This window comes from Curtobacterium sp. NPDC088465, from assembly GCF_044753165.1.
Classification (GTDB): domain Bacteria; phylum Actinomycetota; class Actinomycetes; order Actinomycetales; family Microbacteriaceae; genus Curtobacterium.
Genome location: NZ_JBIVMR010000001.1, coordinates 966,992 through 992,923 on the forward strand (window position 1 = coordinate 966,992; position 25,932 = coordinate 992,923).

The 25,932-nt window shown below is 72.7% G+C and carries 28 protein-coding genes; 17 read left to right on the forward strand and 11 right to left on the reverse strand.

The window, feature by feature from the left end:
- Positions 1 to 82: 82 nt before the first annotated feature.
- Genes ACIP6W_RS04405 through ACIP6W_RS04430 form a run of 6 tightly spaced genes read left to right on the forward strand, consistent with a single transcriptional unit; the run spans position 83 to position 6,397 of the window.
- Entirely contained in the window at positions 83 to 3,010 is a 2,928-nt protein-coding gene (locus tag ACIP6W_RS04405) for a Na+/H+ antiporter subunit A (protein WP_066651585.1), read from the forward strand.
- Positions 3,007 to 3,432, forward strand: coding sequence for a Na(+)/H(+) antiporter subunit C (locus tag ACIP6W_RS04410; RefSeq protein WP_209684376.1), 426 nt, complete (start codon positions 3,007 to 3,009; stop codon positions 3,430 to 3,432). Before ACIP6W_RS04405 ends, ACIP6W_RS04410 begins: the two co-directional genes overlap by 4 nt.
- Positions 3,429 to 5,132: a Na+/H+ antiporter subunit D gene (locus tag ACIP6W_RS04415; protein WP_251159995.1), complete on the forward strand. Its 1,704-nt coding sequence runs from the start codon at positions 3,429 to 3,431 to the stop codon at positions 5,130 to 5,132. The genes ACIP6W_RS04410 and ACIP6W_RS04415 overlap by 4 nt, the downstream gene beginning before the upstream one ends.
- Positions 5,125 to 5,706, forward strand: a complete 582-nt coding sequence (locus ACIP6W_RS04420; RefSeq protein WP_066651579.1) for a Na+/H+ antiporter subunit E — start codon at positions 5,125 to 5,127, stop codon at positions 5,704 to 5,706. The genes ACIP6W_RS04415 and ACIP6W_RS04420 overlap by 8 nt, the downstream gene beginning before the upstream one ends.
- Entirely contained in the window at positions 5,703 to 6,044 is a 342-nt protein-coding gene (locus ACIP6W_RS04425) for a sodium:proton antiporter (RefSeq protein ID WP_209684378.1), read from the forward strand. The genes ACIP6W_RS04420 and ACIP6W_RS04425 overlap by 4 nt, the downstream gene beginning before the upstream one ends.
- Entirely contained in the window at positions 6,041 to 6,397 is a 357-nt protein-coding gene (locus ACIP6W_RS04430; protein WP_081984549.1) for a monovalent cation/H(+) antiporter subunit G, read from the forward strand. Before ACIP6W_RS04425 ends, ACIP6W_RS04430 begins: the two co-directional genes overlap by 4 nt.
- Position 6,398: 1 nt before the next feature.
- On the opposite strand, the gene ACIP6W_RS04435 is transcribed toward ACIP6W_RS04430, so the two are convergent.
- The 3 genes from ACIP6W_RS04435 to ACIP6W_RS04445 all read right to left on the reverse strand — a co-directional run bounded on the left by ACIP6W_RS04435 (position 6,399) and on the right by ACIP6W_RS04445 (position 9,319).
- Positions 6,399 to 7,370 carry an NAD-dependent epimerase/dehydratase family protein gene (locus ACIP6W_RS04435; RefSeq protein ID WP_400428452.1) on the reverse strand — a complete coding sequence of 324 codons (972 nt, stop codon included), beginning with the start codon at positions 7,368 to 7,370 and terminating at the stop codon, positions 6,399 to 6,401.
- A gap of 48 nt (positions 7,371 to 7,418) precedes the next feature.
- A complete protein-coding gene (locus ACIP6W_RS04440; protein ID WP_251159997.1) occupies positions 7,419 to 8,657 on the reverse strand; it encodes an MFS transporter in 1,239 nt (412 codons plus the stop codon).
- Between the two features lie 221 nt (positions 8,658 to 8,878).
- Positions 8,879 to 9,319 carry a MarR family winged helix-turn-helix transcriptional regulator gene (locus tag ACIP6W_RS04445; RefSeq protein ID WP_251159998.1) on the reverse strand — a complete coding sequence of 147 codons (441 nt, stop codon included), beginning with the start codon at positions 9,317 to 9,319 and terminating at the stop codon, positions 8,879 to 8,881.
- Positions 9,320 to 9,365: 46 nt separating this feature from the next.
- On the opposite strand from ACIP6W_RS04445, the gene ACIP6W_RS04450 reads away from it, so the two are divergent.
- The gene (locus ACIP6W_RS04450) at positions 9,366 to 10,601 is read left to right on the forward strand and encodes a multidrug effflux MFS transporter (RefSeq protein WP_400428454.1); all 1,236 of its coding nucleotides are present in this window, start codon (positions 9,366 to 9,368) and stop codon (positions 10,599 to 10,601) included.
- Positions 10,602 to 10,729: 128 nt separating this feature from the next.
- Here ACIP6W_RS04450 and ACIP6W_RS04455 read toward each other — a convergent pair whose 3' ends face one another.
- The gene (locus ACIP6W_RS04455; protein WP_251159999.1) at positions 10,730 to 11,455 is read right to left on the reverse strand and encodes a phosphatase PAP2 family protein; all 726 of its coding nucleotides are present in this window, start codon (positions 11,453 to 11,455) and stop codon (positions 10,730 to 10,732) included.
- Positions 11,456 to 11,599: 144 nt separating this feature from the next.
- Between ACIP6W_RS04455 and ACIP6W_RS04460 the strand changes: the two genes are divergently transcribed.
- Positions 11,600 to 12,352 (forward strand): DUF3800 domain-containing protein, encoded by a 753-nt coding sequence (locus ACIP6W_RS04460; protein WP_251160000.1) that lies wholly within the window; start codon positions 11,600 to 11,602, stop codon positions 12,350 to 12,352.
- 115 nt (positions 12,353 to 12,467) lie between these two features.
- Here ACIP6W_RS04460 and ACIP6W_RS04465 read toward each other — a convergent pair whose 3' ends face one another.
- Positions 12,468 to 12,776, reverse strand: a complete 309-nt coding sequence (locus ACIP6W_RS04465) for a Dabb family protein (protein ID WP_081984546.1) — start codon at positions 12,774 to 12,776, stop codon at positions 12,468 to 12,470.
- 126 nt (positions 12,777 to 12,902) lie between these two features.
- Between ACIP6W_RS04465 and ACIP6W_RS04470 the strand changes: the two genes are divergently transcribed.
- On the forward strand, positions 12,903 to 13,259 hold the full coding sequence (locus tag ACIP6W_RS04470; protein ID WP_400428457.1) for a VOC family protein: 357 nt from the start codon (positions 12,903 to 12,905) through the stop codon (positions 13,257 to 13,259).
- Positions 13,260 to 13,328: 69 nt separating this feature from the next.
- Here the strand turns inward: ACIP6W_RS04470 and ACIP6W_RS04475 are convergent, their stop codons facing one another.
- Positions 13,329 to 14,216 carry an SDR family oxidoreductase gene (locus ACIP6W_RS04475; protein WP_209684395.1) on the reverse strand — a complete coding sequence of 296 codons (888 nt, stop codon included), beginning with the start codon at positions 14,214 to 14,216 and terminating at the stop codon, positions 13,329 to 13,331.
- 160 nt (positions 14,217 to 14,376) lie between these two features.
- A complete protein-coding gene (locus tag ACIP6W_RS04480) occupies positions 14,377 to 15,105 on the reverse strand; it encodes an NYN domain-containing protein (protein ID WP_251160002.1) in 729 nt (242 codons plus the stop codon).
- A 182-nt stretch (positions 15,106 to 15,287) separates the two neighbouring features.
- Between ACIP6W_RS04480 and ACIP6W_RS04485 the strand changes: the two genes are divergently transcribed.
- Entirely contained in the window at positions 15,288 to 16,106 is an 819-nt protein-coding gene (locus ACIP6W_RS04485; protein WP_251160003.1) for an SDR family oxidoreductase, read from the forward strand.
- Positions 16,107 to 16,196: 90 nt separating this feature from the next.
- On the opposite strand, the gene ACIP6W_RS04490 is transcribed toward ACIP6W_RS04485, so the two are convergent.
- Positions 16,197 to 16,928 carry a trypsin-like serine protease gene (locus ACIP6W_RS04490; protein ID WP_251154252.1) on the reverse strand — a complete coding sequence of 244 codons (732 nt, stop codon included), beginning with the start codon at positions 16,926 to 16,928 and terminating at the stop codon, positions 16,197 to 16,199.
- 134 nt (positions 16,929 to 17,062) lie between these two features.
- Here ACIP6W_RS04490 and ACIP6W_RS04495 point away from each other — a divergent pair, with 134 nt between their 5' ends.
- Positions 17,063 to 18,601 carry a M81 family metallopeptidase gene (locus tag ACIP6W_RS04495; RefSeq protein ID WP_066651555.1) on the forward strand — a complete coding sequence of 513 codons (1,539 nt, stop codon included), beginning with the start codon at positions 17,063 to 17,065 and terminating at the stop codon, positions 18,599 to 18,601.
- Positions 18,601 to 19,335 (forward strand): copper homeostasis protein CutC, encoded by a 735-nt coding sequence (locus tag ACIP6W_RS04500; protein WP_066651553.1) that lies wholly within the window; start codon positions 18,601 to 18,603, stop codon positions 19,333 to 19,335. Before ACIP6W_RS04495 ends, ACIP6W_RS04500 begins: the two co-directional genes overlap by 1 nt.
- Before the next feature lie 20 nt (positions 19,336 to 19,355).
- Here the strand turns inward: ACIP6W_RS04500 and ACIP6W_RS04505 are convergent, their stop codons facing one another.
- Entirely contained in the window at positions 19,356 to 19,982 is a 627-nt protein-coding gene (locus ACIP6W_RS04505; RefSeq protein WP_209684508.1) for a metal ABC transporter ATP-binding protein, read from the reverse strand.
- A 50-nt stretch (positions 19,983 to 20,032) separates the two neighbouring features.
- Here ACIP6W_RS04505 and aztB point away from each other — a divergent pair, with 50 nt between their 5' ends.
- Genes aztB through ACIP6W_RS04525 form a run of 4 tightly spaced genes read left to right on the forward strand, consistent with a single transcriptional unit; the run spans position 20,033 to position 24,202 of the window.
- Positions 20,033 to 20,896, forward strand: coding sequence for a zinc ABC transporter permease AztB (aztB, locus tag ACIP6W_RS04510; RefSeq protein ID WP_400428460.1), 864 nt, complete (start codon positions 20,033 to 20,035; stop codon positions 20,894 to 20,896).
- The gene (locus ACIP6W_RS04515; RefSeq protein ID WP_400428462.1) at positions 20,893 to 22,089 is read left to right on the forward strand and encodes an ABC transporter; all 1,197 of its coding nucleotides are present in this window, start codon (positions 20,893 to 20,895) and stop codon (positions 22,087 to 22,089) included. Before aztB ends, ACIP6W_RS04515 begins: the two co-directional genes overlap by 4 nt.
- Positions 22,086 to 22,991 carry a metal ABC transporter solute-binding protein, Zn/Mn family gene (locus ACIP6W_RS04520; RefSeq protein ID WP_400428464.1) on the forward strand — a complete coding sequence of 302 codons (906 nt, stop codon included), beginning with the start codon at positions 22,086 to 22,088 and terminating at the stop codon, positions 22,989 to 22,991. Before ACIP6W_RS04515 ends, ACIP6W_RS04520 begins: the two co-directional genes overlap by 4 nt.
- A gap of 26 nt (positions 22,992 to 23,017) precedes the next feature.
- Positions 23,018 to 24,202, forward strand: coding sequence for a hypothetical protein (locus ACIP6W_RS04525; RefSeq protein ID WP_245172018.1), 1,185 nt, complete (start codon positions 23,018 to 23,020; stop codon positions 24,200 to 24,202).
- Positions 24,203 to 24,281: 79 nt separating this feature from the next.
- Here ACIP6W_RS04525 and ACIP6W_RS04530 read toward each other — a convergent pair whose 3' ends face one another.
- Positions 24,282 to 24,896 (reverse strand): GNAT family N-acetyltransferase, encoded by a 615-nt coding sequence (locus ACIP6W_RS04530; protein ID WP_400428466.1) that lies wholly within the window; start codon positions 24,894 to 24,896, stop codon positions 24,282 to 24,284.
- A gap of 78 nt (positions 24,897 to 24,974) precedes the next feature.
- Between ACIP6W_RS04530 and ACIP6W_RS04535 the strand changes: the two genes are divergently transcribed.
- Positions 24,975 to 25,583: a TetR/AcrR family transcriptional regulator gene (locus ACIP6W_RS04535; RefSeq protein WP_066651542.1), complete on the forward strand. Its 609-nt coding sequence runs from the start codon at positions 24,975 to 24,977 to the stop codon at positions 25,581 to 25,583.
- 35 nt (positions 25,584 to 25,618) lie between these two features.
- Here ACIP6W_RS04535 and ACIP6W_RS04540 read toward each other — a convergent pair whose 3' ends face one another.
- Positions 25,619 to 25,879, reverse strand: a complete 261-nt coding sequence (locus ACIP6W_RS04540; RefSeq protein ID WP_066651540.1) for a hypothetical protein — start codon at positions 25,877 to 25,879, stop codon at positions 25,619 to 25,621.
- Positions 25,880 to 25,932 lie beyond the last annotated feature (53 nt).

The following is a 25,932-nucleotide window of genomic DNA, read 5'->3' on the forward strand; positions in this document are numbered from 1 at the left end:
CTCAGGAAGTTGCCATCCGCCTCTCCGTAGGCTGTGAGGGCCCAGTGAGCCGGACTGCAGCCCGACCCCGAGGAGGTGCCCGATGGTCTCCGTCCTCGTCGCGTTCGCGATCGTCGCCCTGATCGTCCCCGCCCTGACCCCGCTGATGGGGCGCCGCGTGTTCTACGTCGCCGCCCTCGCCCCCGCCGCCGCCGCGGTGCTGACGATCGCCCAGAGCGACGCCGCACTCCACGGCGGGGTCACGAGCCGGTGGCAGTGGATCCCGGAGCTCGACCTGGCGCTGTCGTTGCGGATGGACGCCCTGTCGTGGGTCCTCGCCCTGGTGGTCTCCGTCGTCGGTGCGCTCGTGCTCGTCTACTGCGCGTCGTACTTCGAGCGGGACGAGCCCGGACTGGGCCGGTTCGCGTCCGTCCTGACCGCCTTCGCCGGGTCGATGTACGGCCTCGTCGTCGCCGACGACGTGATCGTGCTCTTCGTGCTCTGGGAGGCCACGACGGTCTTCTCGTACCTGCTCATCGGGCAGGACGCCGACAAGCGCGCGAGCCGTGCCGCCGCGATGCAGGCCCTCGTCGTCACGACCGCCGGCGGGCTGGCGATGCTCGCCGGACTCGTCGCCCTGTCCGTGACCGCGGGGACCACGAGCCTGTCGGGCATCATCGCGCAGGCACCGGAGCTCGTCGAGCGTCCGGGGCCGCTCGTGCCGGTCGCGGTGGTCCTCGTGCTCCTGGGCGCCCTGACGAAGTCGGCGATCGTCCCCTTCCACTTCTGGCTCCCGGCAGCGATGGCGGCGCCGACCCCGGTCAGCGCGTACCTGCACGCCGCGGCGATGGTGAAGGCCGGCATCTACCTGGTCGCCCGCCTGGCCCCGGCGTTCGCGCTGCTGACCGGCTGGCGCGAGACGATCACCGTGCTCGGTGTGCTCGGCATGCTCATCGGCGGCTACCGCGCGCTGCGCCAGACCGACGTGAAGCTGCTGCTCGCCTACGGGACGGTCGCGCAGCTCGGCTTCCTCGTGCTCGCCGCCGGGTGGGGCGCTCCGGCCGTCGCCCTGGGCGGGGTCGCCCTGCTCGTCGCGCACGCCACATTCAAGTCGACGCTGTTCCTGGTCGTCGGAGCCGTCGACCACGCGACCGGCACCCGCGACCTCCGGAAGCTCAGCGGTCTCGGGCGGAAGCTGCCGTGGCTCGTCGTGGTCAGCGTCCTCGCGCTCGCGTCGATGGCGGGCATCCCGCCGACGATCGGCTTCGTCGCGAAGGAGGCCGTCCTGACCGGCTTCGTCGAGGAGCTCCACGGACCGCAGGCGGCCTGGGCGTGGATCGCACTCGTCGGGGTGACCCTCGGCTCGCTCCTCACCGTCGCGTACTCGCTCCGCTTCCTCTGGGGCACGTTCGCCCGGAAGTCCGGCGTGGCCGACACCGAGCCGCACGGCCTGCACGGACTCGGTGTCGTGCCGTCCGTCCTCGCCGTCGCCGGACTCGCGTTCGGCCTGCTCACGCCCGTCGTCGCGCACGGCCTCGAACCCGCTGCCACCGCCGCGGCGCTGCCCGAGGGCGAGGTCCCGCACCTGGCGCTCTGGCACGGCCTGGAGCCCGCGCTCGGCCTCTCCGCGATCACGCTCGTCGGTGGCGTCCTCCTGTTCCTGGCACGACGCCGGGTCGAGGCCCTGCAGCACCGACTCTCCGGGTCACCGAGCGCGGCCGACACCTACCGGAAGACCATGCGTGGGCTCGACCGCCTGGCGACCGGGCTCACGGCCGGCGTCCAGCGCGGGTCGCTCCCCTACTACCTGACCGTGATCCTGTCGGTGTTCGTCGCCGGCGCCCTGGCGAACCTGGTGCTCGGCGGCCCGTGGGCGTTCCGCGTGCGCTTCGCCGACTCGTGGGGCCAGGTGCCGGTCGTCGCCGTGATGGCCGTCGCCGCGATCGCGGTGCTGACCGCGAAGACCCGGTTCGCCGCCGCCGTGCTCGTCGGCGTCACCGGCTACGGGATGTCCGTGCTCTTCGTCCTGCACGGTGCGGTCGACCTCGCGCTCACCCAGCTCGTGGTCGAAACCGTCACGCTGATCGCGTTCGTGCTGGTGCTCCGCCGGCTCCCCCCGCGGATCGCCACGGCCAACCCGTCGCGCTTCCGGATCGTGCGGGCCCTGTTCGCCGGCCTCGCGGGAGCCACCCTGGCCGTCGTCGTGGTCGTCGCGGCCTCGGCACGGAACAGCACCCCGATCTGGCCGGACATCCCGGCGCTCACGAAGTCCTTCGGTCACGGCCTGAACGTCGTGAACGTCGCCCTCGTCGACCTGCGCGGCTGGGACACGCTCGGTGAGCTGACCGTCGTCGTCGCCGCGGCCACGGGTGTCGCGAGCCTGATCTTCCTCGATTCGCGCGAGGACACCCTGCCGCGGCTGCGCGACCTGCCGGCGACCGTGACGAGCGACAAGCACCGCCCGGACGGCGAGCCCCGCGCCTGGCTGCCGACGAGCGCGGCGATCCCGACCGGTCGCTCGGCCCTGCTCGACGTGGTCGTCCGCCTGCTCTTCCACGGCCTCGTCGTGCTCTCGCTCTACCTGCTCTTCGCCGGGCACAACACGGCCGGCGGCGGCTTCGCCGGCGGACTCGTCGCCGGCATCGCGCTGGCCGGTCGGTACCTGGCGGGCGGTCCCGCGGAGCTCGGCGCCGCCGCGCCCGTCCGCGCCGGTCGCCTGCTCGGCCTCGGCGTCGCCACCGCGGCCACGACCGCGATCGTCCCGCTGTTCTTCGGGAAGGAGGCCCTGTACTCCGCGTTCTTCGAGGCGACCGTCCCCGTGCTCGGGCACGTCGAGTTCGTCACCGCGACGTTCTTCGACATCGGGGTCTACCTGGTGGTCGTCGGGCTCGTCCTCGACGTGCTCCGGAGCCTCGGTGCCGAGGTCGACCGGCAACGGCTCGAGGACTCGCGGGCGCGCATCACCGACACCACGGAGGGCGACGTCGACGACAACGCCGCCGCCGCGACCCCGGAGGGGAGTGCCGTATGACCATCACCCTGGTCCTCGTCATCGCGATGGCGGTGCTGTTCTCGTGCGGCGTGTACCTGCTGCTGGAGCGGTCGCTGACCCGGATGCTGCTCGGGTTCCTGCTGCTCGGCAACTCCCTGAACCTGCTGTTGCTCATCATGTCCGGCGCGGCGGGCAAGCCCCCGATCGGCGGCTCGTCCGAGGGCATCACCGACCCGCTCCCCCAGGCGTTCGCCCTGACCGCGATCGTCATCACCTTCGCGGTGAGCGCGTTCCTGCTCGCCCTCATCCACCGCTCGTGGAAGCTGTCCCGCGCCGACGAGGTCGAGGTCGACGAGGCCGACGTCGCGATCGGCAAGGACCGCGACGACGATCCCGCGGACGACGACCCCGAGATCGACACCGACCCCGAAGCGGTCCAGAACGAGGAGGCCTCGCGATGACCTGGCTCGTCCCCCTGCTCGTCCTCGTCCCGCTGCTCGGCGCCGCCATCGCGCTCGGCCTCCTGCGGCACCAGAAGCTCCAGCGGGCCATCACGGTCGCGGTGCTCGCGGTGGCCGTGGTCGTGGCCGCCACGCTCATGGTGCTCGTCGACCAGCACGGCACCATCGTCGTGCAGGTCGGCGGGTGGCAGGCACCGTACGGCATCTCGCTCGTCGTCGACCGGCTGAGCGCCCTGCTCCTCACCGTGAGCGCGAGCGTGCTCCTGCTCGTGCTGCTCTTCTCGATCGGCCAGGGACTCGCGGCCGACGACGAGGACGCCCCCGTCACGATCTACTACCCGACCTACCTGGTGCTGGCCGCCGGAGTGCTCGACGCGTTCCTGGCGGGCGACCTGTTCAACCTCTACGTCGCGTTCGAGATGCTCCTGGTGGCGAGCTACGTGCTCATCACCCTGGGCGGCAGCGAGCAGCGCGTGCGCGCCGGCACGACGTACATCATCACGAGCCTCATCGCCTCGGCGCTGTTCCTCGCATCCATCGGCCTGGTCTACGGCGCGACCGGCACCGTGAACATCGCGCAGATCTCGGAGCGCGTCGCCGGGCTCCCCGAGCACGTGCAGCTCCTGCTCCACACGATGCTGCTCATCGCCTTCGGCATCAAGGCCGCGGTGTTCCCGCTCGCCTTCTGGCTGCCGGACTCGTACCCGACCGCACCGGCCCCGGTCACCGCGGTGTTCGCCGGACTCCTCACGAAGGTCGGCATCTACGCGATCATCCGGCTCGAGACGATCATCTTCCCGAGACCACAGCTCAACACGGTGCTGCTCGTGGTCGCGGTGCTCACGATGATCGTCGGCGTGCTGGGGGCCGTGTCGCAGACCGACGTGAAACGACTGCTGTCCTTCACGCTCATCAGCCACATCGGCTTCATGGTGATGGGCGTCGGGCTCGGTTCCGTCGTCGGCACCGCCGCGGCCGTGTTCTACACGGTGCACCACATCGTCGTGCAGACCACGCTGTTCCTGGTGTCGGGGGTGATGGAACGCGTGGGCGGCACGACCTCGACCCGGTCGCTCGGCGGGCTGCTCAAGGCCGCACCGCTCCTCGCCGCGCTCTACCTGGTCCCGGCGTTCAACCTCGGGGGCATCCCGCCGTTCTCCGGGTTCATCGGCAAGCTCGGCCTGTTCCGCGCCGCGGCCGAGGACGGCTCCCCGATGGCCTGGGTGACGGTCGGCGCCGGCGTGGTGACGAGCCTCCTCACCCTGTACGCACTGATGCGCGTCTGGGACGCCGCCTTCTGGCGGCCCAAGCCGGCCGCCGAGGCGGCGGCACCGCACGCCAGCACGGCCGAGCCGCACGCGCACCTGCGGTCGCCGGAACCGGCGCCGCTGACCGTCTCCGAGGAGACGGGCGAGGCGTACCACCCGGGAGGCTCGACCACCGTCACCGAAGCGGCGCACGCGAGCAGTGCCTCCGGTCCGGCCACCGGCCAGACCCCCGCGGTCGAGCCGTCGGTGCACACGCCGCTGCCCCGGATGCTCGTCGCCGTCACGACGGTGGCGGTCCTCGGGTCGGTCGCGCTCACCGTCGTCGCCGGTCCGCTCTACGGTTACGCGACCCGCGCAGCGGAGTCACTCGAGTCGCCGGACCGATACGTGCAGGCCGTCCTGGGCAGCACGGACGGAGGCGCTGATGAGTGACACCCGCCGCATCTCGAACGCCCGACGGATCGCCCTCGCCTGGCGCTACGACGTGCCGCTCGTCGCCGGACTGACCGTGCTCTGGGCGCTGCTGTGGGGATCCTGGAGCGTCCTGACGCTGCTGTGCGGCGTGGTCGTCGCGCTCCTCGTCACGCAGCTGCTCCCGCTGCCGCCCGTCCCCCTGTCGAAGCGGTTCTCGCTGCCGCGCGCACTGTGGTTCCTGGTGGTGTGGGCCGGGCACGTCGTCGTCGCCTCGTTCCGGGTGGCCTGGGCGGCCGTCCGACCGCGCGGCGTCCGGCAGAGCTCGATCGTGCTCGTGCAGCTGCACACCACGTCGGAGATGACCTTCACGCTCGCCACCCTGGCGATCTCCCTCGTGCCCGGGTCGTACGTCGCCGACGTCGACCTCCCCCGCCGTCGCCTGCTCATCCACGTGCTCGACACCGAGCGCCGTGAGCAGGTCGACCAGGAGCGGCGGACCGTCGCACGCATCGAGGAGCTCGTCATCCGCGCCATCGGGTCGAAGCAGGACGTCTCCGAACTCGCCGAGCCGCTGCCGGAGGTGACCCGGTGAGCGCCGCGGTCGTCGTCATGGCCGTCGGGATCGCGCTCGTGCTCGTCCTGCTCGGCGCCACGCTCGCGCTGGCCGTCGGGCGGATCGTCCGCGGACCGACGATCCTCGACCGGATGATCGGCTCCGACATGGTGCTCACCACCGCGCTCGTGGTGATCGCCGCGGCGATGGTGGTCCGGCGCGACCTGACCGGCGTCCCGGTGCTGGTCGTCATCGCGGCGACGAGCGTCTTCGCGACCATCGCCGTCGCACGGATCGTCACGCCCTCGTCGGACCCGTCCGACGAGGGGATCGACGTGACCACGCCGGAGCACGCCGCCGAGGAGGAGTCGAAGTGATCGAGATCCTGCAGTCCTTCGTCGACGGGGCCGGCGTCCGTGCGTGGATCGCCCTCGTGCTGATGCTCCTCGCCGCGGGGCTGTCGTTCGGCGCCGCCGTGGGCATCGTCCGGTTCCGGGACCCCCTCGTCCGGCTGCACGCGATGGCGAAGCCGCAGGTGCTCGGGTTGGCGCTCGCCCTGGCCGCGATCGTCGTGGCGGTGTGGACCTGGACGGCGTTCTGGGTCGTGCTGCCGGTGCTCGTGTTCCAGCTCTTCCTGGTGCCGGTGTCGACGCACATGATCGCGCGTGCCGGGCTGCGGTCGAACGACTACCGGCACGAGGACCTGCTGGTCGACGACACCGAGGACTGAGTCACCCGGCGGCGCGGACCGCAACCTCGTCGTCGTCCGAGAGGCCCGCGCCGTGGGGGTGGACCGGTTGCAGCTGCTCCCACGCGAGCACGTCCGCCAGCGTCTCGGCGAGTGGCCTCCGTGTCAGGCCTGCCGCACGCGCGCGGTCTGCCGGTCGGTCGTTCATGCCCTGGTGGTCGTCGTCGGGGATCCACAGCGGCAGGGACCGCTCCCCCACCCAGGGCGCCACCCCGCGCGCGAGGAGCACCTCGTCCGCGAGCGCCACGACCGGGACGTCCACGCCCGCTGCGGCCCGTGCTTCCTCGAGGTGCTGCCCCAGCGTGACGACCTCGCCGGGGACGTCGTGGACACCCGCTCGTCGGCCCTCGGCCGCTCCGACGAGCCATCCCGCCAGGTCGCGGACGTCGATCACCGAGGTGGGTCGATCCGTGCGCGCCGGGACCACCACCGCGCGGCCGCTCTCGGCTGCACGGGCGAACCGCCACGGCCAGTAGCCGGAACGTCCGGTGTGGTCGCCCGGTCCGCCGACGAGTCCGGCCCGCGCGACCGAGGCACGCTCGGGGCCGAAGGCGTCGAGGACCGCACGCTCGCACGCCACCTTCGCGGCGCCGTAGTCGGCGGGGTCGTCCGACGGCTCGAGCACGGCGGCGTGCTCGTCGGCACCGCGCTCGGCCTGCGAGGCGTAGACGCTCACGGTCGACACGAAGACGTACCGGTCGGCGACGGGCTCGAGGTCACGGGCTGCGCGACGGACGTGCTCCGGGGTGCGGGAGACGTCGACGACCGCGTCCCATCGCTCGCTGGCGACCCCGGTCAGGGCGTCGTCGCGGTCCCGGTCGGCCCGCACGAGTCGAGCGCCGGTGGGGACGTCCGAGCCGCGCGCGACGCACGTGACGTCGTGGCCGGTGTCGAAAGCGTGCTGCACGACGGTCCGGCCGAGCCAGGCGGTGCCGCCGAGGACGAGGATGCGCATGCAGTCCAGCCTGCACCGAGCGGCGACCGACGGCGCGCGGCGACCGGCTCAGGCGGTCGCGGCCGCCGGAGCGTCCTCGCGGCGGGCGAGCAGCAGGTCCGCCACGGCGGCGACGACGACCAGCGCGGCAGCGTACGCGGGGAACGCCATCGCGGCACCGGTGCCCGCACGCTCGGCGACCTCGCCGACTACGGCCGACGCGACCGACTGTCCGACGATGACCGCCGAGCCGAGGATCGTCATCGTGGTCGCCGAACGGCCGACGGGCGACCGGTCCGATCCCAGGCTGTACTGCGCGACGAGCGTCGGGCCGATACCGATGCCCATGACACCGAGCACGAGGACGACCGCCACGACGGAGTCCGCTCGGCTGAAGGCGATCGCGCCGCCCAGCAGCACGACCCCGAACACGAGCCAGCGCCAGGTGACACCGAACCGCTGCGGGAACGCCGCCGATCCGAGTGCGAGTGCGGCGGACCCGATCCCCATCACGCCGTACAGCAGGCCGGCCTGGGACGCCTCGCCGTGCTGTTCCGTGAAGGCCGTCAGCGAGGTCAGCGTCGACCCGAAGAAGAGTCCGATGCCGAGGATCCCGACGACGACCACGAGGAGTCGCGGACGGAGCAGCTGCCGGGCCGGTGCGCGCGTCTCCTGTGCCGGCCCACCGACGACGAGGGCGCCGGTCGGGTGCAGCGCGAAGGCGGTGACGAAGACGAAGGTCAGTGCCGACGCACCGGCGACGGCCACCCACGGCGCGATCGTGCTCGCGAGCAGGCCGACCAGGAACGGTCCGACGATGAAGACGGTCTCGTCCGCGGCCGACTCGTACGCCATCGTGCCGCTGAAGACCTTGTCGCGGCGTGCCGGGGACATGCGCTGGCGGATGATCGCCACGAGTCGCGTGCGGGACATCGGGGCGACCTGCGGTGCGGTCGCGCCGATCAGGAACGACATCGCCAGGACCGCGAGGTCGGGCGCGGTGCTCGCGACCACGATCGGCAGGACGCCGAGCAGGACGGCGTTCGCGAGTCCGACCGGGACGAGGACGGCCCGCTGGCCGAAGCGGTCGGCGGCCGCACCGACGAGGGGTCCGAAGATCGCCGAGCCGATCCCGACGAAGGCGGAGTTGATGCCACCGAGGGCGACGGAGTCACGGGACGCGACGACGAGGGTGAGGACACCGACGACCATCATCGCGAAGGGCAGACGGGCGATGAACGCGATCGGGAAGTACCACCGACCGGCGAAGGAGACGAGGGACGCGTCGGAGCGTCGGGCTTGGAGCATGAGGGGGTGTGCCTTCTGGGGCCCGGCCTGGTCCGGCGGCGGGCCCATCGGGTGCCGCCGCTGTCCGTCGGTGGGGCCGACGGCCGGTAGATACACACTGCTTGCTGTTGTGTCCCCCCAGGGTACCAAGCCCGTCCGGACGGCACGCGGGACCCGTCGGGACGCAGCTGGTGACGGTCTGGAGGCGCGTGGCGGGCCCGCCACGCGCCTCCAGACCGACGTCAGCCGCGGCGCAGGCCGTCGTCGATGCGCGCCAGCAGGTCGGCGGCGACGTCGATGCCGTCCTCGTCGCCGCCGAGGGCGGCTCGGAGCCGCTCGGCCCAGTGCGCGTGCAACCGCGCGATGCTGTCGTGGGCGAGGGCGGTGGGGTGCAGCTGCACGGTCCGGGCGTCGTCCGGGTCGGTACGGCGCTCGACCATGCCCTTCGCGACGAGGGCGCGGAGCGCGACGCTGCAGTTGCTGCGCTGCAGGGCGGTGGCCTCGGCGACGGCACTCGGCGAGGCGCCGGGGTTCCGGTGCACCCAGCGCATCACGAGCGCCTCGGTGCCGGTCAGCGGGACGATGTCGAGCGCATGCGGGCCGTGCGGGTCGACCTCGCGACCGATGCGCAGGACGACGTCGGCGAACTCGGCGAGGGCGTCATCGGAGACCGCTGGTGCCATGTCGTCACTGTACCGTCCAGCGACAGTGAGTTATGGTTTCATAACCATGACGACGGACACCGGATCCATCCGCGCCACCACGGCGACGCCCTCCACCCGCCCCACGGGCATCACGACTCCCCTGCTGCTCGTTCTCGGCCTGCTCAGCGCGGTCGCCCCCTTCGCGACCGACCTCTACCTGCCGGCGTTCCCGCGGATGACCACGGAGCTGTCCGCCTCGGCGACGACCGTGCAGCTCACCCTGACGGCGTTCCTGGTCGGCGTGACCGCGGGGCAGCTCGTGTTCGGGCCGCTGTCGGACCGTTTCGGCCGCGTGCCCCCGCTCCTCGCCGGCGCCGCGCTCTGCGTCCTCGCGAGCGCCGCAGCGGTGCTCGCGCCGAACGTGGCGGTGCTCGTCGTCGCCCGGCTGCTGCAGGGCCTCGGCGGGGCGGCCGGCATGGTGATCGGCCGCGCCGTGATCTCCGACCTGGCGACCGGCAGGCCCGCCGCCCGCGCCTTCTCGCTCATGATGATCGTCGGCGGGGTCGCGCCCGTGGTGGCACCGCTCCTCGGCGGTCTGCTCACCGGACCGATCGGGTGGCGCGGACTGCTGACGATCGTGCTCGGCCTGTCGGTGCTGATGCTCGTCGCCGTGCTCGCCGTCGTGCGGGAGACGCACCTGCGCTCGCGGCGTGACGCGCTCCGGGCCGAGCGCGTGGCGTCCGGTTCCCCGCTGCGGGCTCTGCGGTCGCGGACCTTCGTCGGCTACACCGCGGTCTTCGGCTTCGCGTTCGCGGTGATGATGGCGTACATCTCGGCGTCACCGTTCCTGTACCAGGGCATGCTCGGGCTCGACACCGTCGGCTACGGGCTCGCCTTCGGTCTGAACGCACTCGCGCTGATGGGCGTGAGCATCCTGTCGGCGAAGCTCACCGCGACCCGCTCGGTCGAGGGCGTCCTGACGCTCGGCATCGCCCTCGTGGTGGCGTCCACCGTGGCGTTCGCGCTGCTCGTCGTGACCGGGGCGCCCGTCCTCTGGCTCGCGGTGCCGCTCTTCACGGCGGTCGGGTCGCTCGGCCTCGTGCTCGGGAACGCGACGGCGCTGGCGCTCGGCGCGGTCCCCGGGGTCGCGGGCAGCGCCTCGGCCGTGCTCGGCGCCCTGCAGTTCGGGCTCGCGGCGCTCGTGTCGCCGCTCGTGAGCATCGGGGGCGAGGACACGGCGGCGCCGCTCGCGGTCGTCATGCTCGCGGCCGCCGTGGTCGCCGTCGTCGCGCTCGTGGCGGCGCGGCGCAGCCGGGCGTAGCAGCGCAGCGCAGCGCGGCGCGGCGCAGCCGGGCGTAGCAGCGCAGCGCAGCGCAGCGCAGCGCAGCCGGGCGTAGCAGCGCAGCGCAGCCGGGCGTAGCGGCGTGGGGTCGCGGGGCCGTGCGCCGCTCAGTGGCGGCGCCCGAGCGGTACCGCGGCACCCTCGCGCGGGCGGAGGAACGGGATGCGGGGCATCGCCCAGTCAACCCACACCACCCGGGCCGCCGGCGCGACCGCCAGCGCCCAGAGGATCGAGGCCGCCGCGTCCGTCGGGTAGTGCACGGCGTCGATCGAGACCGAGAGGAACACGACCACGATCGCCACGACACCGGCGACCCGGGCGACCTGGTGCCACCGCGTCTCGCGGACGACCCACACGAGCGCGATCACGAACGCCGTGATGTAGACCGTGTGCCCGCTCGGGTACCCGGGGTCGGGCTGGACGGGGAACGGGTGCGGCAGCAGCGCCACGTCGGGCCGGGCGCGGTGGACGATCTCCTTGACGACGGCGGACGGCAGCCACGTGATCGCGATCGTCATGCCGAATCCGAGGGCCGGTCGGAGGTCCCGTGCCCGCCACCAGATGACGCCAGCGACGACGAACGTGATCGCGATCGCCGGCACCGGGCTGATGACGTGGTAGACCGCCGTCGTGAACGCACCGAGCGCACCGGTGTGCAGCGTGTTGAACGCCTTCGCGAGCCCCGCGTCCACCGAACCGAGGAAGAACCCGATCACCGTCAGCACGACCACGGCCCCGATGCCGATCGTGACGGTCGCCAGCGGGTGGGGGTTCGGCTCGAGGATGCCGACGACGTCGGCCCTCCTGCGGCGGCGCTCGGGCTCGGTGCTCATCCACCCATCGTCCCAGGGAGAGCCGCCCGTGCCCGGCACACGCGGCCCGCGCAGATCAGAGACCGCTCAGCCTGCGTGATCCCGCTCCGCATGCCGCATCCACAGGGCTGAACGCGGACGCGTGCCACGTGTCAGGCTCGTCCGATGCTGGTGGCCTACGTGGACGAGTCGTACGACCGAGATCGGTACTACGTCGCTGCGGCGATCGCCACGCTCGACCAGTGGGACCTCGTCGCGGAGCGGCTGTCGGAAGTCCGCAGGCGAACCGCTCTCGAACACGGGACCGATCCGGCGATCGAGTTCCACGGCCACGAACTCATGGGCGGCGCCGGCTCGTGGCGATCGTTGCGAGGCAGGCATCGTGAGGCTGCGGGCATCTCCCTGGCGGTCCTCCGAGCTGCACTCGACTGCGGAGTCCGGTACGTCCTGTGCGGAGTGGACACTGCACAGCTCGGCGCCCGGTCCCACGATGCCCGTACTCCGCACTCAGTCGCCTTCGGGCACGTCCTCGAGGAGGTCGATCGCTACACGGGTGCGAGCGGCGACGGGGAGCAGGCGATCGTCGTCGCCGACGAGATCGCGACGCAGGCAGAACACCAGCGCGCGTTCGCCGGTTACCAGGAGTTCGGCACGCCGGGTTCGCAGTCGTCCAGGCTCCGGAACATCTCGTCCCCGATCAACTTCGCGTGCTCCCGGTTCGCCGACGGGTTGCAGGTCGTGGACCTCGCCGTCTACGTGCACTACCGCCGAGAGCGCGTCCACAATCCGCACCCGGCAGCTCGCAGGACGCTTGCACAGCAGTGGGCCGCGATCGCACCGGCAGTCATCCACCGGGAGACGTGGACGCCCGACGGAGATGCCGACGACTCCGTCGAGGAAGAACGAAGGCCCCGGTGACGGGGCCTTCGGCTGGCGACGTCCCGAGAACCGGCCCGTCGTGCTTCCACGGTAGCTCAGGACAACCTTCGTCGCGACCCTCACCCTGCAGCTCGACGCTCACGAGCAGCCCGGCTCAGTCCTCGACGTCGAACACGACGACACGGCTGCTGCCGGCGCCGATGTGGTCGGCGACCGGACGGTGCTCCGGATGCGGCAGGTACCCGGCGAGCGCCTCGCGGTCACGGAAGCGCACGGTGAGCATCCAGTCGAACCCGCCCTCGAGGCCCTCGGTGCTGATGCTCGGTCCGGAGTGCACCGACTCCACTCCGTCGATGCGGGGCAGGTGGTCACGGCAGAGCGCATCCGCCTGCACGGCGTGCTCGCCGACCCCGTCCCGCGCTGCGTCCCACTGCACCAGCACCACGTGCGTCACACCAGCCATGCGCTGCTCCCGTCGTCACCGCCCACACTGCCACCCGAGCACTGGGACACCACCCCGCCTGTGCCCGCACGCAACCACGCGACCTACCGTCGGCCGGGTACGAGACGGCACGACGAGAGGAACACCATGGCAAGCGGAGTGGCAGCGGTCTGGGTACCGGTCAGTGACATGCAGCGCGCGGTCGCGTTCTACCGCGACGCGCTCGGCCTGACGGTGAAGAGCGAGGACGACGACTGGAGCGAGATCGACGCGAACGGGCTGCTCATCGGCCTGAACGGTCGGGAGTCGGCGAGCCCGTCGAGCGACGGCGGCGCGGTCGTCTCGTTCCAGCCGGACGGCAGCATCGAGGACGAGGTCGCCGATCTCAAGGCCAAGGGCGTCGACTTCGCGGGTGACGTCAGCGAGCACCCGTGGGGCAAGATCATCCCGTTCAAGGACAGTGAGGGCAACGACCTGCAGCTGTACTCGCCGCCGCAGGGCTGAGGCGACGACCTGCAGACGGGAGGCGCGGTGCCAGCTGGCACCGCGCCTCCCGTCCGTTGCTGGTCCTGTCTAGAACGCGGGCGTCCCACCGGCGATCGTGACGGTCGAACCGGACTGGTAGCTCGACTCCGGGCTGACGAGGTGCACGTACGCGGCACCGAGCTCGGCGGGCTGGCCCGGGCGACCGAACGGCGACTGCTCACCGAAGTGCGCGACGGTCTCCGCGTCGTCAGAGCCGGGCTGCAGCGGCGTCCACACCGGACCCGGCGCGACCGAGTTCACGCGGATGCCCTTCGGGGCGAGCTGCTGCGCGACGGCCTCGGTGAAGGTCTTGACCGCGCTCTTCGAGATCGCGTAGTCGATCTTGTCCGGTGACGGCGTCGCGGCCTGGATCGAGCCGGTGGTGACGATCGTCGAGCCGGGCTCGAGGTGCGGCACTGCGGCCTGCGTCAGCCAGAACAGCGAGTAGATGTTCGTCTTGAACGTCGAGTCGAAGTGCTCGGTGGTCAGCGACAGGATGTCGTCGTTGCTGTCCATGCGACCGGCGACCATGACGAGGGTGTCGAGCCCGCCGAGCTCGTCGACCGCCTTCTGCACGAGGTCCTTGCAGTACTGCTCGTCGGAGATGTCCCCGGGGACGAGGACGGCCTTGCGGCCCTCGGACTCCAGGAGGTCGCGGACCTGCTCGGCGTCCTCCTGCTCGTCGGGCAGGTAGGAGAGGACGAGGTCGGCACCCTCACGGGACATCGCGATGGCGGCGGCGCGGCCGATGCCCGAGTCCGCACCGGTCACGATGCCGCGGAAGCCGGTCAGCCGTTCCTTGCCGACGTAGCTCTGCTCGCCGTGGTCGGGCTCCGGGTCCATCTTCCACGCGGCACCCGGCAGCGACTGCTCCTGCTTCGGGAACGGCGGCTTCGGGTAGAGGGAGTTCGGGTCGCGCTTCTCGTACTGGCTCATGGGGCCATGGTGCTCGCGAGCTGCTCCGTGCCGGTCCAGCAGCACCGGGTGGGTTCGGTGGGCTCGAGACCCTCGAGGAAGGAACCTGGACGAGGAAGAGAAGACCCGGCCCCTGAGGAGCCGGGTGGTGTCCTGCTAATGTACCAGATACACAGTCCCGTCACCATCCATCAGGGCGTCGGAGGTGAGCGATCCGTTCCGGCAGGACCACCGCTGCGACGTCCGTCGCTGTCAAGCGACACCACCAGTGGCCCCCCGCACCTTCGGCCGGTTCGCCCCGGAGCTTGCCCGCCGTGAAGCCCGGCGTCGGGTTGACGGTGCCCACCGGCACCAGCGTCCGCGCGTGCGCGAGCGGGAAGGCGAGGTCGCTGTCGTTGGTGACGACGACCACGGCATCGACCCGATCGGTGAGGACGTCGATCAGCAAATGTGACGCCACGTTGACGTCGGAACCCTTCTCCTCGCGCCTCGCCACGGACACCATGAACGACGCGGACGGCACGTCCCGGTCCGACGTGTCCCGCACCTGCAGCGGCCAGTCTGCGCGGACCAGCCGAGGTCGCCCGCGGCGGTCCGCCACGGCGAGCGGCGCCGTTGCCACGCGGGTGACGTACTGTCCGAGGGTGAGCTCGTCCAAGGCCCCGGCCAGGCGGAGCGCGCGCAGGTACGTGTCCTGGTCCCGCTGGTCGTCCTCGTTCCCCGCTCCGCTGATGCGGGCGGTGCAGTAGACGACACGCTCGACCTCACCGGACCATGCCGCCCCGGGTCCGTCGACCAGACGCTGCGCCAGCGCTCGAGGGTCCAGCCACCGCCAACCCGGGGCAGCACCGCTCAGCGCCCGAGCTCCGTAGTAGAGGTTGAAGCCGTCGACGTACACACCCACGCGCATGTCGGGTGACGGTAGTGCGAAGGCGGACGTGCCCGATGGTCATCCCCAGCTGCACGGTCGAGGGCGGTCGTCCACACCGCTGCGCCCCTCCTGTGCCCCGCTGTCACCCGGGCACCCAGGTCGCACCCGGGCGACGGGCGTTGCCTGCTCGCGGTCACCCGATCAGCAACTGGAGGCAGCGAATGGCCAAGACCTGGTTCATCACCGGAGCATCGAAGGGCTTCGGCCGCGAGTGGGCGGAGGCCGCCTTGGAGCGCGGGGACTCCGTCGCGGGCACTGCCCGGGACACCGACGACGTGCAGGCACTCGTCGAGCAGTACCCGGACACCTTCCTGGCGATCCGGCTCGACGTCACCGACAAGGCCGCCGACACCGCTGCGGTGCAGCAGGCCGCGGAGCACTTCGGACGGCTCGACGTCGTCGTGAACAACGCGGGTTTCGGCCACTTCGGCATGGTCGAGGAGCTCACCGAGGACGAGGTCCGCGCGCAGCTCGAGACGAACTTCTTCGGTGCGCTCTGGGTCACGCAGGCGGCACTGCCGATCATGCGCGAGCAGGGCTCGGGCCACATCGTGCAGGTCTCGAGCATCGGCGGCATCAGCGCGTTCCCGACGGTCGGCGCGTACCACGCGTCGAAGTGGGCGCTCGAGGGCCTGTCCCAGTCCCTGTCGCAGGAGGTCTCGGGGTTCGGCGTCTCCGTCACCCTCGTCGAGCCGGGCGGCTTCTCGACCGACTGGTCCGGTCCGTCCTCGAAGCACAGCGAGGAGCTCGACGCCTACGCGGACGTCCGCGAGGCCGCCTCGAAGCGTCCGTCCGCATCGGACCCGGGCAAGCCCGAGGCGACCCGCTCGGCGATCCTCAAGGTCGTCGACGCCGAGCAGCCGCCGCTGCGCGTCTTCTTCGGCAAGGCGCCGCTCGGCATCGCCGAGCAGGACTACGAGTCGCGGCTCGCGACGTGGCGCGAGTGGCAGCCGGTCGCCGAGGAGGCACACGGCGCCTGAGCACCCACGCCGCCGACGTCACCACGTGTCGGACGGGAGGCTCCCCACCAGCTGGTGGGGAGCCTCCCGTCCATCGGTGGGTCGGGTCGGTCAGACGCCCGCCGTCGACCGGATCCACGAGGACGACTGCGACAGCAGTGCGTAGTTCGACCCGGCCGTCGTGTCCGCACCGGGGTCGGCGCTGTCGCCGGTGGAGCACACCGCGACGACCTTGCCGTTGACCAGGAGCGGGCCGCCGGAGTCGCCGTGGTTCGACGCTCCGGTGACGCCGGTGACGTGCTGCGCCTTGCCGCTGTAGGCGTCGCGCGTCGCACCCGTGAGCGACACGGTCGCCTGGTACAGCGCGTCCGACTGCTGCGCGTTCGCGCGGAGGCCGTAACCCTGGATGACGCCGGTCCCGCTCGACTTCGCCGCGGCGGTCAGATCGAGGGGGGCGTAGGTCGACAGCGCGTAGGTGCTGCGCAGGTGCACGAGCGCGATGTCCCCGGCCGGCGCGGCGCTGACGCGGTCGATCGCGACGGCGGTGCCGCGGTTCGTGGTGGAGTTCGAGTGGTAGACGTTCATCGCGCCGATGCCGTCGATGCAGTGGCGGGCGGTGACGATCCACGAGGCGTTGATCTGCTCGCCGGTGCAGTTGCTGACGTACCCGGACGGGATGGTGCCGCCGGACGCCTCGAGCTGGACGGCCCAGGTGGTGGTGGGTGCCTTCTCACCGCCGACGACCTCGGTGCCCGCGGGCAGCGCGGAGGCGGGGGTGGCGGCGAACACGCCGCCGGCGACGACGGCCACGGCGGCGAACGCCGCTGCGAGGGTGTGCTTCACGGGGACTCCTCTGTTCCTGGCTCCTGCACCGTTGCAGGATGCAACTGCGGTCATCCTGACCCTCGTCCGGGGGCCGCGCCAGTCCGCACTTCCACCGACACCGGGGCTCCGTGACCGCTCCCTATGCTGATCCAGTGCCCGACCCCGCCGTCACCGCCGCCGCTCCGGACGCACGTCGCCCGGTGATCGCGATCGCCGGACTCGCGATCGAGACCTCGACCTTCACGCCCACCCGGACCCTCGCGCCCGCCTTCCACCCGGACCGCGGTGACGAGGTCGTGGCGCGGTACCCGTTCCTGGCGTCGTACGCGGACTCAGCCGACTTCCGCGGGGCGCTCATCGGCCACGCACTGCCCGGCGGGGTCGTCGCCCGGCAGGCCTACGAGGAACTCGCCGACGAGATCGTCGCGCGCCTGACGGCGATCGGGCCGGTCGACGGCCTCTGGTACGACATCCACGGCGCGATGGTGGTCGAGGGGCTCGACGACGCCGAGACCGACCTGCTCGGCCGCATCCGCGCGGTCGTCGGGCCGGACGTCATCGTGTCGGCATCGATGGACCTGCACGGCAACGTCACGCGGGAACTCGCGCACCAGGTGGACCTCGTCACCTGCTACCGCATGGCCCCGCACGAGGACGCCCTCGAGACGAAGGAGCGCGCGGTCCGGAACCTGGTCGACGTGCTCGCCACCAGGCCGGTCGGAGGACAGCGCCCGGTGAAGGCGTGGATCCCGATCCCGGTGCTGCTGCCCGGCGAGCAGACGTCGACCCGCATCGAGCCCGCGGCGTCGATCTACGGGCAGGTACCGGAGGTCGAGCAGGAGGACGGCGTCCTCGACGCCGCGATCTGGGTCGGGTACGCCTGGGCCGACCAGCCCCGCGACCGTGCCGTCACCGTCGTCACCGGGTGGGACCGCGACGTCGTGGCCGCGGGCGCCGAGCGCCTGGCCCGAGCGTTCTGGGACGCCCGCGAGGACTTCGTGTTCGTGGCACCGACGGGCTCCTTCGACGAGTGCCTCGCCGCCGCCCTCGCACCCGGGACCGCGCGTCCGTTCTTCGTGTCGGACTCCGGTGACAACCCGACCGCCGGCGGTTCCGGTGACATGACCTGGGGTCTCACGCAGGTGCTCGCACACCCGGCCTTCGCCACCCCTGACGGCCCCACCGTCATCTACGCGAGCGTCCCCGGCCCGGCCGCCGTCGCCGAGGCGGTCGCGGCCGGGGTCGGTGCGACCGTGACGGTGACGGCGGGCGCCGAGGTCGACGACGTGCACGCGGGGCCGATCACGATGACCGGCCGGGTGCACGCGGTCAAGCACGGCGACCGGGACGCCGAGACCGAGGTCGTGCTGCAGGTCGGCAGCGTCTTCGCGATCCTGACGACGCTCCGCAAGCCGTACCACCACGAGCACGACTTCACCGATCTCGACCTCGACCCGCGTCGGGCCGACGTCGTCGTCGTGAAGATCGGCTACCTCGAGCCGGAACTCTTCGACATGGCGGCCGACTGGATGCTGGCGCTCACTCCGGGAGGGGTCGACCAGGACCTGCTCCGCCTCGGGCACCACCGGATCGAGCGGCCGCTGTTCCCCTACGATCGGGAGTTCGCGACGCCGCCGGACCTGTCCGCGCGCATCGTGCCGCCGTCGAACGAACCCCTCGGAGCCGCCTGATGACCGTCGCCCTCGAGATCGCCGTGACGTCGCCCGCCGGGGCCCTGGTCGCCCGTGACGGGGGCGCCGACCGGGTCGAGCTCTGCATCGGCCTGGAGCTGGGCGGCCTGACGCCCTCGCAGGCCCTGGTCGAGGCCACGCACGAGACCGGGATCCCGGCGCACGCCCTGGTGCGCTGCCGCCCCGGGGGCTTCACGTACGACGACGACGAGCTCGCGCTCATGGAGCGGGAGGTCCGCACGGTCCTGCGCTCGGGAGCGGCCGGGGTGGTGGTCGGTGCCCTGCGCCCGGACCGGACCCTCGACGAGGACGCCCTCCGCCGCTTCGTGGCCGCCACCCGCTCGGTCTCCGCACACGCCGAGGTCACCCTGCACCGCGCGGTCGACCACGCCGCCGACCCGGTCGCGACGGTCGCGCGGCTCGCCGACCTCGGCGTCACGCGGGTGCTGACCTCCGGCGGCGCCGCGAGCGCTCCGGCGGGAGCGACGACGATCGCGCGCATGGTCGACGCCGCCGGGCCCGTGCAGGTGATGGCGGGGGCCGGGGTCCACGCGCGGGACATCGGAGCACTGGTCGCGACCGGGGTCGCCGCGGTGCACCTCTCCGCCAAGCGGTCGGTCGTGGGCGGTCACGACGGCGTCCCGATGGGCAGCGGCGACGACGGTTCCGGCCACACCGTCACGGACGCGGCGGTGGTGGCAGCAGCGCGGACTGCCCTCGATCAGTCGGCCTGACGGCGGTCCCGGCGGAGCCGTCAGCCCAGGGCCACGACCCGGTCCGCAGCGGCGATCGCGACCGGGTCGTGCGCCGCGTGGACGACGACGACACCCGCGGCGGCCTCCGCGGCGAGCGCCGCCGTCACGAGGGCCGCCGACCCGGCGTCGACGCCCGCCGTCGGCTCGTCGACGAGCAGGACCGGCGCGCGCTGCGCGAGACCGAGGGCGACGAGCGTGCGCTGCCGCTGCCCGCCGGACAGCTCGTCGAGCGGCCGGTCGGCGAGGTCGGTGATGCCCATCCGGTCCAGCTGCGCGTCGACGACCGCGTGGTCCGCCCGTCCGAGCGGTCGCCACCAGGGCCGTGCCCGCCAGCGCCCCATCGCGACGGTCGACCGCACGGTCAGCGGGAGCGCGGACGGCGGGACCGCCTGGGTCACGTACGCCACTCCGCCGGACGGGAGGCCCGACACGGCCCCGCCGACGGGCGTCACCACTCCGGCGAGCGCGTCGAGCAGCGTCGACTTGCCGGATCCGTTGGGTCCGGTGAGCGCCGTGACGACCCCGGCGGGGAACGTCGCGTCGAGACCGTCGAGCACCGTCCGGTCACCGCGTCGGACGACGAGGTGCGTGACCTCGAGGGCAGGGGGAACCGCGGTGGTGAGCACCTGAGCACGCTATCAGTATCGATAGTCGTTTTCATGTAGCGTCTCCCAGCATGACCTGGCTGACCGACCCGTTCTCCGTCGACTTCATGCTGCGCGCCCTCGTCGGCGGCACCCTGGCGGCGGTCCTCTGCGCGGTCGTCGGCACGTGGGTGCTCGTGCGGGGCATGGCGTTCCTCGGCGAGGCACTCGCACACGGCATGCTCCCGGGCGTCGCGGTCGCCACCCTCACCGGGATCCCCGCCGTGCTCGGAGCGGCCGTGAGCGCGGGCGTGATGGTGGTCGGCGTCGGCGCACTCCGTCGTCGCGCCCGGCTGTCGTACGACACCTCGATCGGGCTGCTGTTCGTCGGCATGCTCGCCCTCGGGGTCATCATCGTGTCCTCGTCCCGGTCCTTCGCCACCGACGTCACCGCGATCCTGTTCGGCGACGTCCTCGCCGTGACCCGGACCGACATCGGTGGGCTCGCCGTCGCGGTCGCCGTCGCACTCGTCCTCGCCGCGGCGTTCCACCGGCCCTTCACCGCGGCCGCCTTCGACGTCCGGAAGGCGGCGACGCTCGGCCTCCGTCCCCGACTGGCCGAGGTCGTGCTCGTCGGGCTCGTCACGCTCGCGGTCGTCGCGTCCTACCGCGCGGTCGGGACGCTCCTGGTCGTCGGGCTCCTGCTCGCGCCCGCCGCCGCGGCCCGGGCCTGGACCCGGCAGGTGGGGTCGACCATGCTCCTCGCCGCGGTGATCGGCAGCGCCGCCGTCACCACCGGCCTGCTCGTCTCCTGGCACGCGGGGACCGCCGCCGGTGCGAGCATCGCGGCGGTCGCCGTCGCGGGCGTCGCCGTCTCCCGCGCCCTCGCCGCCCTGCTGCCGCACCGGGGGCGGCGGACGACCACGACCACACCAGCACCACGAGAGGGAGCATGACGAACCCCACCACCACCACCCGTCGCGTCGCGGCGCGACGCATGACCACCGCAGCGGTGGCCGCCGGACTCGCGCTCGGCCTGACCGCCTGCTCGACCACGGGCACCACCGGACCAGCTGCCGACGACGCGACCGGCACGGCGAAGCCCCACGGCTACGTCGAGGGCGCGAGCGAGGCGCAGGAGCCGCAGGTGCGCCTCCTGGCCGTGTCCGCCGCCGGCGAGACGGCGGTGCACGACCTGCTGAGCGGCGAGACCACGGCGCTCGACGACGTCGAGGCACCGGAGCACTCCGCGACCGACGGGCGGTTCCTCGTCAGCAGCACCGAGGACCGCACCACGATCGTCGACGGCGGTTCGTGGACCGTCGACCACGGCGACCACACGCACTACTACGCGGCCGAACCGCGCGTGGTGGGCTCGATCGACGGCGGCGGGCCCGTCGAGGTGCACTCGTCGGAGACGATGACGACCATCACCTGGCCGGAGCATGGCGAGGGCGTCGTCCTCGACCGGGCCGCACTCGGACAGGGCGACGTCGAGGAGACCGTCCGGATCGACGCGACCGTCCTGCTGCCGTTCGGCGAGCAGCTGGTCGCGGGCACCGACGACGGCGTCCGGGTGCTCGACGCCGACGGCGAGCCGACCGGCGCCGAGGCCGCGTGCACCGACCCCGCGGGCGGCATCGTCACCCGGGCCGGCGCCGTGGTCGGCTGCTCGGACGGGGCGGTCGTCCTCGGCGAGGACGGCGGGACCACCACCGTCGCGCTGCCCGACGGGGCCGCACGCCCGACGGAGTTCTCCGCCCGCGCGGGTAGACCGACGGTGGCCGGGCTCGCCGGCGACCGGGGCGCGTGGCTGCTCGACAGCCGCGAGGGCACCTGGCGACTCGTCGAGACCGAACGGCCCCTGCGCGCCGTGACGGCCGTCGACGACGAGGACGAGCACGTCGTCGGCGTGGACGACCAGGGTCGAGTCGTGGTGATCGCGGCGACGACGGGCACGGTCGCCACCACCGAACCGCTGCTCGACCCGGGCGAGCAGCCGCTCCTGCAGCTGGACGCCCAGCGCGCCTACGTCGCCGACGCCTCCGGGCAGCAGGTGCACGAGATCGACTTCGCGGACGGTGCACGCCTCGCGCGGTCGATCGACCTGGCCGCGGCGCCCGTCGCGTTCGCCGAGGTCGGACTGTGACCCGCCGGTTCCGCGCCACCGCCGCGCTGGCCGTGGCCGCCGGACTCGTCGCGGCGGCGGCGGGGTGCTCGTCCGCCGGGTCGGACCGCCCGGTCGTCGCGGTGACGACGAACATCCTCGGCGACGTCGTCACCGAGGTGGTCGGGGACGCGGCCGAGGTGATGGTCCTCATGCCGGCGGGCGCCGACCCGCACTCGTTCGAGGTCTCCGCGCAGGAGGCCGCCCGGCTCCGGAGCGCCGACCTCGTCGTCGAGAACGGGCTCGGGCTCGAGGAGGGCATCGCCCGCCACGTGGAGGCCGCCGCCTCCGACGGTGTCCCGGTGTTCACGGCCGGCGAGCACGTCGACGCGCTCGAGTGGACGACGGAGGACGACAGCGGCCCCGATCCGCACCTCTGGACCGACCCCGCACGCATGGTCGACGTCGTCGAGGCCCTCGACGACGCCCTGCGGGACGCGGGCGTCGAGCCGAGCGGGACCGACGCGTACCTCGACGAGCTGGCCACGCTCGACACGGACATGTCCGACGCGTTCGCGGGCATCCCGGAGGACCGACGGGCACTCGTGACGAACCACCACGTGTTCGGGTACCTGGCGGACCGGTACGACTTCCGGGTCGTCGGCGCCGTCATCCCGAGCGGGACCACCCTGGCATCGCCGAGCGCGGCGGACCTGCGCGACCTCGCGTCGGCGATCGACGAGGCGGGCGTCCCGACGATCTTCGCCGACCTCTCGCAGCCCGCACGGCTGGCCGAGGTGCTGGCGGACGAGGTGGACGTGCACGTGGCGATCCGTCCGCTCGCCACCGAGGCGCTGACCGAGGACGGTGTCGCCTCGACCTACCTCGGGATGATGCGGTCGAACACGGCGGCGATCGTCGACGGCCTGTCGATTTCTAATTGAGAATGAGAATCAGTACAGTGAACGGCATGACAACTCTGCGCACCACGCTCGCGCCCGCAGCCCTGCTCGGCGCCGCGGCCCTCGTCCTCACCGGCTGCTCGACGGGCCCCGCCGACGCGGAGGCCGAGGGCACCCGCACCACGGAGGCCGCATCCGCCGAGGGCGACCGCATCGTCCTCACGTACGACGGCGGCCTGCTCACCCTCGACCAGGACCTGCGGGTCGTCGCCGACGACAGCATCGACGGCTTCACCCGCGTGAACCCCGCCGGGGACGGCCGCCACGTGCTCGTCACGGTGCCCGAGGGCTTCCGGGTCCTCGACACCGCCGCAGACCCGGCCCTGACCGACGCCGTCTTCCCGGCCGACACCGGCGGCCACGCGGTCGTGCACGGCGAGAAGACCGCGCTCTTCGCGGACGGCAGCGGTGACGTCACGGTGTTCGAGCACGACGACCTCGACGGCGCCACGCTGCCCGAGGTGGAGACCACGGAGTCCGAGGCGGCACACCACGGCGTCGCGATCGTGCTCGAGGACGGCACGCTCCTCAGCACGATCGGCACCGAGGAGGAGCGCACCGGCGTCCGCGCCCTCGACGAGGACGGCACCGAGCTCGCCCGCTCGGAGGAGTGCCCGAACGTGCACGGCGAGGGAGCGGTGCAGGGCGAGGTCGCGGTCTTCGGCTGCACCGACGGCGCCCTCGTCTACCAGGACGGCGCCTTCGCGAAGATCGACGCCCCGACCGAGTACGGCCGCACCGGCAACCTGTTCACCACCGAGGACTCGTCCGTGGCCGTCGGTGACTACAACGACGACCCGGACAGCGAGGGCTACCTGCTCGACCAGGTCGCACTCATCGACGCCGCGTCGGGCGAGTACCGCGTGGCCGACATGCCCGAGGGTGTGGGCTTCACCTTCCGCGACATCGCGCGTGGTCCCGGTGACGAAGCCGTGATCCTCGGCTCCGACGGCGCCCTGCACACCTTCGACGAGCAGACGGGCGAGCCGATCGACACGTTCGACGTCCTCGACGCCTGGGAGGGTCCGACCGAGTGGCAGGACGCCCACCCCGCACTGAAGGTCGCGGGTGACGTCGCGTACGTGACCGACCCGACCGAGCGGAAGATCCACGCGGTGGACCTCACCACCGGGGAGGTCGTCGCGTCGAGCGACGAGCTGCCGGGCGTCCCCAACGAGATCGCGGTCGCCTGACGGCCGACGTCACCACCCGACGGACGGGAGGCGCGGTACCGGCTGGCACCGCGCCTCCCGTCCGTCCGTCGGTCGCGGCTCAACCGACCGCCGGTCGCCACATCGAGACCGGAGCGGCCGCCCGGAAGCCGGTGATCGGCGCACCGTCCCCGAAGCCGTGGCGACGGTAGAGCCGGCGGTTCTGCGGCGTCGAGGACTCGAGGTACGCGTGCTGCGCGAGGGCGTCGACCCGGCGCAGCGCGTGGTCGAGCAGGAGCCCGCCGACCCCCTGACCTCGGGCCGCGGCAGCGACACCGATCTCGGCGAGGTACCAGTGCGGCGCATCGGGGCGGGCGCGGTCCATCCGTCGGAGGTGCCGCAGCGCGCGGAGGGCACCGCCGGTCCCGAGGACCCGGAGGAGTGCCGGGACCTGCCGGACGAACGCCAGCGTGCCGCCGACGTGCGGCCGAGGCGCCTGCCAGAACGCGGCGCCGAGCAGCCGGCCCTCGTCGACCGCGACGTCGAGCGCCCGGGCGCGATCGGGGACGGCCCGGACGAGCGCGGCGAAGAGGGCGCCGAGCACGACGACCCGGTCCTCGCCCGGACGCGGCGGTCGGACCTCACCGAGGACGGGGTCGGCGGCGAAGGCCTCGGCGAGCACGGTCGCGGCGGCGGGCACCTCGGACGGGGATGCGGGACGGACGGTGATCGACACGGGGACTCCTCCACTTTCGGCCAGCTGGCCAGATCAGCTTGCCGACCACTCCTGCGGACGCCCCGTACGCTTCCTGTGATGACACAGGACCAGCAGACGCGGTCGTACCGCCCCCGAGGGGAACGGCGTGACGAGCTCCTCGACGCGGCTGCCCTCGTCGTGCGCGACCACGGGGTGACCGGCCTCACCACGCGGGCGGTCGCCGAGCGCGCCGGCGTGGCGCACGGAGTGGTGCACTACGTCTTCGGCGCGCGGTGGAACCTGGTGGTCGCGCTCCTCGAACGCCAGGCACGGGACGTCCTCCCCCGCGTGCTCGCCGCTGCCGATGCGCGGCACGACCTCGCCGACGCGATCGATGCCGGAGTGGCCGCGTACCTGGACCTGGTGCGCCGGGAGCCCGAACGCTTCCGCCTCCTCGAGGCCGTCAGCGGCACCGCCCTCGACGGTGACGACGCACTCGTCGCCGCCGAGCGAGCCCTCTGGCGCGACGGGGTGGCGGCCGGCATCACCCGCTGGACCGCGCGGCACGGAGTCGAGCTCGCCGAACCGACCGCGGTGGCGGCGGAGGCGGTGCTCGCCCTGGTCGACGGCCTCGGGCGCGCGGCGTGGGGCGACCCGGACGGCACGTCGACCGATCGCGCACGCGCGGTGCTCGTCCGCGGCCTGGCGCACGCGCTCACCCGCTGAGCACCGGCGGGCCGGGTGGACGAACTCGCTCGCGATCAGCGCCAGGTCCGCGCGACCACCCAGCCGTCGCCCTCGGGGACGATGTCGACGACGACGGCGTCCCCCTCGGCGCTGACCTGGAAGCGCCACCCCACCGTGCGCTCCGGCGCGTGGGTCATCGCCGACGGCAAGAACTCCGCCGTCGCGGTCAGTCGCGTCGGACTGTCGCTCACCCGCCAGCGTCGGTCCCGCCACACCATCCGGTCCGGCACCCCGCGCTCCCACCACACCGTGGCGACCTCGTGCGTCAACATCATCCCGACCTCCCGATTCGAACGTGTGTTCGAATGGTAGGCGATCGCAGGACGAC